General features: G+C 66.6%; 2 protein-coding genes. Both read left to right on the top strand.

Translation table 11 applies throughout. From position 1 onward, the window contains the following. Position 1 precedes the first annotated feature (1 nt). The gene (locus VEC57_08620) at positions 2-4,306 is read left to right on the top strand and encodes a response regulator (GenBank protein ID HYB99189.1); all 4,305 of its coding nucleotides are present in this window, start codon (positions 2-4) and stop codon (positions 4,304-4,306) included. Between the two features lie 29 nt (positions 4,307-4,335). After that, on the top strand, positions 4,336-6,000 hold the full coding sequence (locus VEC57_08615; protein ID HYB99188.1) for a response regulator: 1,665 nt from the start codon (positions 4,336-4,338) through the stop codon (positions 5,998-6,000). The last annotated feature ends 154 nt before the right edge of the window (positions 6,001-6,154 follow it).

Below are 6,154 nucleotides of genomic sequence, written 5' to 3'. Positions count from 1 at the left end.
CCTGCTGGCGGCGAACCTCACGACCCAGGTGCGCAACATCGCCGAGGTGACGACCGCGGTGGCGACCGGCGACTTGTCGAAGAAGATTACCGTCGACGTGCGCGGCGAGATCCTGCTCCTCAAGGAAGCCATCAACACCATGGTGGACCAGCTGCGCTCCTTCGCGGCCGAGGTGACCCGGGTGGCGCGCGAGGTGGGGACCGAGGGCAAGCTGGGGGGCCAGGCCGACGTGCAGGGCGTGGCCGGCACCTGGAAGGACCTGACCGACAACGTGAACTTCATGGCCGGCAACCTGACGGCCCAGGTGCGCAACATCGCCGACGTGACCAAGGCGGTGGCGGCGGGCGACCTGTCCAAGAAGATCACGGTGGACGTCAAGGGCGAGATCCTGGAGCTGAAGAACACCATCAACACCATGGTGGACCAGCTCTCGTCGTTCGCGGCGGAGGTGACGCGCGTCGCGCGCGAGGTGGGCACCGAAGGCAAGCTGGGCGGCCAGGCCGACGTGCAGGGCGTGGCAGGTACCTGGAAGGACCTGACCGACTCGGTGAACTTCATGGCCGGCAACCTCACCTCGCAGGTGCGCAACATCGCCGACGTGACCAAGGCGGTGGCGGCGGGCGACCTTTCCAAGAAGATCACGGTGGACGTGAAAGGCGAGGTGCTCGAGCTCAAGCTCACCATCAACACCATGGTGGACACGCTGCGCTCCTTCGCATCCGAAGTCACGCGGGTGGCGCGCGAGGTCGGCACAGAAGGCCGCCTCGGCGGCCAGGCCGACGTGCAGGGCGTGTCGGGCACCTGGAAGGACCTGACCGAATCGGTGAACTTCATGGCGGGCAACCTCACCTCGCAGGTGCGCAACATCGCCGAGGTGACGACCGCGGTGGCTGCGGGCGACCTGTCCAAGAAGATCACGGTGGACGTGAAGGGCGAGATCCTCGAGCTGAAGAACACCGTCAACACGATGGTGGACCAGCTGCGCTCCTTCGCCGCTGAAGTGACGCGGGTGGCGCGCGAGGTCGGCACCGAAGGCCGCCTCGGCGGACAGGCCGACGTACCGGGCGTGTCGGGCGTATGGAAAGACCTCACCGACAACGTGAACTCGATGGCCGGCAACCTCACCGGCCAGGTGCGCGGCATAGCGAAGGTCGTGACCGCGGTGGCCAACGGCGACCTCAAGCCCAAGCTGACCGTGAACGCCAAAGGCGAAGTGGCCGCTCTGGCCGAAACCATCAACGACATGACGGGCACGCTCGCCACCTTCGCCGATCAGGTGACCACGGTGGCCCGCGAGGTCGGCGTGGAAGGCCGCCTCGGCGGCCAGGCCAACGTGCCCGGCGCGGCCGGCACGTGGAAGGACCTGACGGGTAACGTGAACCTGCTGGCGGCCAACCTGACCACGCAGGTTCGCGCCATCGCCGAAGTGGCCACGGCGGTGACGCAAGGCGATCTGACGCGCTCCATCCAGGTCGAAGCGCGCGGTGAGGTCGCCGAGCTCAAAGACAACATCAACACGATGATCGACAACCTGCGGCTGACCACCGACCGCAACACGGAGCAGGACTGGCTCAAGACCAATCTGGCGCGGTTTACCGGAATGCTGCAGGGGCAGCGCGATCTGGCCACCGTCGGCCGCATGCTGCTGTCGGACCTGACTCCTCTGGTCAACGCGCACCAGGGCGTCATGTATCGCGTCGAATATACGGATGCCGGTGCGCAGCTGACGCTGCTGGCCAGCTTCGCCGACGACGGCGCCAGCGGCCACCGCCCGTTGCTGCGCGTCGGCGAAGGCCTGATCGGCCAGTGCGCCGCGATCAAGCGCCGCATGGTGATCAACGAGCTGCCCGAGGAGACGGTGCCGATCAGCTCGGGCCTGTTCCGGTCGATGCCGCGCAACGTCATCGTGCTGCCGGTGCTCTTCGAGGACGAAGTGAAGGCAGTCATCGAGCTGGCCTCGCTGACGACGTTCACCGCCTCGCACCTGGCCTTCCTCGAGCAGCTGACGACGTCGATCGGCATCGTGCTCAACTCGATCGAGGCCACCATGCAGACCGAGGGCCTGCTCGTGCAGAGCCAGCAGCTGGCGGCCGAGCTGCAGACCCAGAAGCGCGAGCTGCAGCAGACCAACGAACAGCTGGCGCAGAAAGCGCAGCAGCTGGCCGAGCAGAACGCCGAGGTGGAGCGCAAGAACCAGGAGATCGAGCAGGCCCGTCGCGCCCTGGAAGAGAAGGCGACCGAGCTGGCGCTGACGTCCAAGTACAAGTCGGAATTCCTGGCCAACATGAGCCACGAGCTGCGAACGCCGCTCAACTCGATTCTCATCCTCGGCCAGCAGCTCAGCGAGAACGTCGAGGGCAACCTTTCGGCCAAGCAGGTCGAGTTCGCCAAGACGATTCACGGCGCCGGCACCGATCTTCTGAACCTCATCACCGACATTCTCGATCTGTCCAAGATCGAGTCGGGCACCGTCACCGTGGTGGCCGAGGAGGTGGCGATCGCCGGCGTCCTCGACGCCATCGCGCGCCCGTTCCGGCACGAGGCCGAAAACCGGCGCCTGTCGCTGGAGGTGCAGATCGATCCGGCGCTCAGCTCGACGATGGTCACCGATTCCAAGCGACTGCAGCAGGTGCTCAAGAACCTGCTGTCCAACGCGTTCAAGTTCACCGAGCAGGGCGGCGTGCGATTGAGCGTCGCGCCGGTCCAGAAGGGCTGGAACCCGGAGCATCCGGTGCTCAACCGCGCCGGCGAGGTGATCGCGTTCGAGGTGACCGACACCGGCATCGGCATCCCACCGGAAAAGCAGCGCATCATCTTCGAGGCGTTCCAGCAGGCCGACGCCGGCACCAGCCGCAAGTACGGCGGCACCGGCCTGGGTCTGGCGATCAGTCGCGAGCTGGCTTCGCTCCTGGGCGGTGAAATCCAGCTGCGGTCGACTCCGGGCGTCGGATCGACGTTCACGCTGTTCCTGCCGCAGTCCTACGCGGGCCCCACCTCGGCCACGATCACGGCGGCGGTCTCGGAAAAGGTCAGCGCGGCCGGCGGCGCAGCACCGATCACCCTGTCGGCCGTTCGCACCACCGACCGCCCCATCGAGCAGATCCCCGACGACCGGCACGAGATCAACCCGGGCGATCCGGTCATGCTGATCGTCGAAGACGATCCGCACTACGCGCGCATCCTGCTGGATCAGGCGCACGCGCAGGGCTTCAAGGTCCTGGTGGCGATGCGCGGAGGCGACGCCATGGAGCTGGCACGAGAGTTCCGGCCGACCGCCGTTTCGCTCGACGTGTTCCTGCCCGACATGCTGGGCTGGACCGTACTGAACCAGCTCAAACAGGATCCGAGCCTGCGTCACATTCCGGTGCAGATGGTCACGCTGGACGAGGACCGTCAGCACGGACTGGCACGCGGCGCCTTCTCCTTCCTTGCCAAGCCGACGACGACCGAAGGTCTGGAGTCGGCGCTGGCCAGGATCAAGGAATATGCCGCTCCGCGCAGCCGGCGCCTGCTCGTGGTCGAGGACAACGAGATCGAGCAGATGAGCATCACCGAGCTGCTCGGCCATCACGACATCGAGATCGATGCGGCCGGCACCGGCGCCGAGGCGCTGCGGCTCCTGAGCGAAGGTGCCTATGACTGCGCCGTGCTCGACCTGCGTCTGCCCGACATGACCGGTTTCGACGTGCTCGAGCGCATTCGCGACAATCCCCAGCTGTGCGACCTGCCCGTGGTGGTGTTCACAGGCAAGGAGCTCTCGCCCGAAGAAGATGCACGCCTGCACACGCTGGCCCGCAGCGTCGTCGTCAAGGGGGTAGAATCGCCCGAGCGTCTGCTCGACGAGACCGCGCTCTTCCTGCACCGTGTGATCTCGGATCTGCCGCCGGAGAAGCAGGCGATGCTCGATCGCCTGCACCGCTCCGACGACGACCTGATCGGGAAGAAGGTGCTGGTGGTGGACGACGACGTCCGCAACATCTTCGCTCTCAGCAGCGTGCTCGAGCGGCGCGGAATGGAGGTGCTGACGGCCGACAACGGCCATGCCGCGATCGAGACGCTGGAGAACACGCCGGGCATCGCGATCGTTCTCATGGACATCATGATGCCCGAGATGGACGGCTATCAGACGATGCATGCGATCCGGCAGAAGCCGGCGTTCCGGAGGCTGCCGATCGTTGCGCTGACGGCCAAGGCCATGAAGGGCGACCGCGAGAAGTGCCTGGAAGCGGGAGCCTCCGACTATCTGGCCAAGCCCGTCAATACCGAGCAGCTCCTGTCGGCGCTGCGTCTGTGGTTGCATCGGTAGGCTGAGCGGAGGACGCGATCCAAACGGTGATGAACAAGGCGACGGAGAACGTGGGCTCACCCGGTACCGCCGCGGAGAGGGCCTCGGCCGAGCGGCCCCCCGGCGACAAGGTCAACATCCTTCTGGTGGATGACCAGCCGGGCAAGCTGCTCAGCTACGAGGCCATGCTCGGCTCGCTCGGGGAGAACCTCATCAAGGCCAATTCGGCCAGGGAGGCGCTCGAGCACCTTCTCCGCAACGACATCACCGTCGTGCTGATGGACGTCAGCATGCCCGACATCGACGGCTTCGAGCTGGCCGAGATCATCCGCGGGCACCCGCGCTACCAGAAGACCGCCATCATCTTCGTCTCGGCCGTGCACCTGACCGACCTGGACCGTCTCAAGGGCTACGAATCGGGCGCCGTCGACTACGTCTCGGTGCCCGTCATTCCCGAACTGCTGCGCGCCAAGGTCAGCGTCTTCACCGAGCTGTATCGCAAGACCCGCGAGTCCGAGCGCCTCAATCGCGAACTGGAGCGGCGCGTGGCCGAGCGTACGGCCGAGCTCGAGGCGTCGATGGCGCGGCAGATCGAGATGGCCGAGCAGCTGCGCCTGGCCGACCGGCGCAAGGATGAGTTCCTGGCGCTGCTCGCGCACGAGCTGCGCAACCCGCTGGCGCCCGTGCGCAACGCCGTGGCGATCATGCGCATGAAGGAGACCGACGACCCCGACCTGCTGTGGTGCCGCGACGTCATCGAGCGCCAGGCCAACCAGCTGACGCGGCTGGTCGACGACCTTCTCGACGTCTCCCGCATCACGCAGGGCAAGATCAAGCTGCGCCTGGAGCCGCTCGACCTGGCCGCCGTCGTCGGCAGCGCGGTCGAGATGAGCCGGCCGGTCATCGACGCGCTGAAACACGAGATCAGCGTTCGGATCCCCGACCATCCGATCCCGCTCGAGGGCGACTCGGCCCGCCTCACGCAGGTCATCGCCAACCTGCTGAACAATGCGGCCAAATATCAGAACGAGAACGGGCGCATCGAGCTGAAGGTCGAAGTGCGGGACCGCATGGCGATCATCACGGTGCGCGACTGGGGCATCGGCATCGCGCCGGAGATGATGCCGCAGGTATTCGAGCTGTTCACGCAGGGAGAGCGCGGCCTCGACCGCGCGCAGGGCGGCCTCGGCATCGGGCTGTCGCTGGTCAAGAACCTCGTCGAGATGCATGGCGGCCGCGTATCGGTAGTCAGCGAGGGTTCCGGGCGCGGTTCCACGTTCACCGTGTGGCTGCCTTGCGGCATCGCCGACAGCCCGTGCGCTCCGGCGGTTGCGCCGCCTGCGCAGGCGGCGGACGGCGAATCGCGCCGCATCCTGGTCGTCGACGACAATGTCGATGCCGCCGAGAGTCTGGCGATGCTGCTGCGGCTTCGCGGCCAGGACGTCCGCATGGTGCACGACGGCCCCACCGCGCTGCAGCACGTCGCCAACGACAGGCCGGACGTGGTGCTCCTCGACATCGGTCTTCCGGGAATGGACGGCTACGAGGTCTGCCGCCAGATGCGCCGCAACGGCATGGCCAACGCCCGCATCATCGCGATGACCGGCTACGGCCAGGACCGTGATCGTGAGCGTTCCCGCGAAGCAGGGTTCGACGACCATACCGTCAAGCCGGTAGAGATCAGCGAGCTCATGCGACTGATTGCCGCGGTCTGATCCACCGCCTGCACGCCGGCGCAAGCCTCGCCTGCGCATCCTTCTTCAACTCCGTCGCGTCGTCCGTCGCGCTTTCGAGCCATCGCAGGGCACGCCGCTTTCGAGCCGGCGCGAGGCCGCGGAAGAGAACCGACGACTGCGTCGACTCGTTGGA

The sequence above is a fragment of the Candidatus Limnocylindrales bacterium genome, assembly GCA_035626395.1.
Lineage (GTDB): Bacteria > Desulfobacterota > Binatia > UBA1149 > CAITLU01 > DASPNH01.
This window is presented reverse-complemented; position numbering and strand designations above follow the sequence as displayed.

Coding starts and splice junctions, on each gene's coding strand:
- VEC57_08615 (HYB99188.1), top strand. CDS start 4,336: ATGAACAAGGCGACGGAGAACGTGGGCTCACCCGGTACCGCCGCGGAG.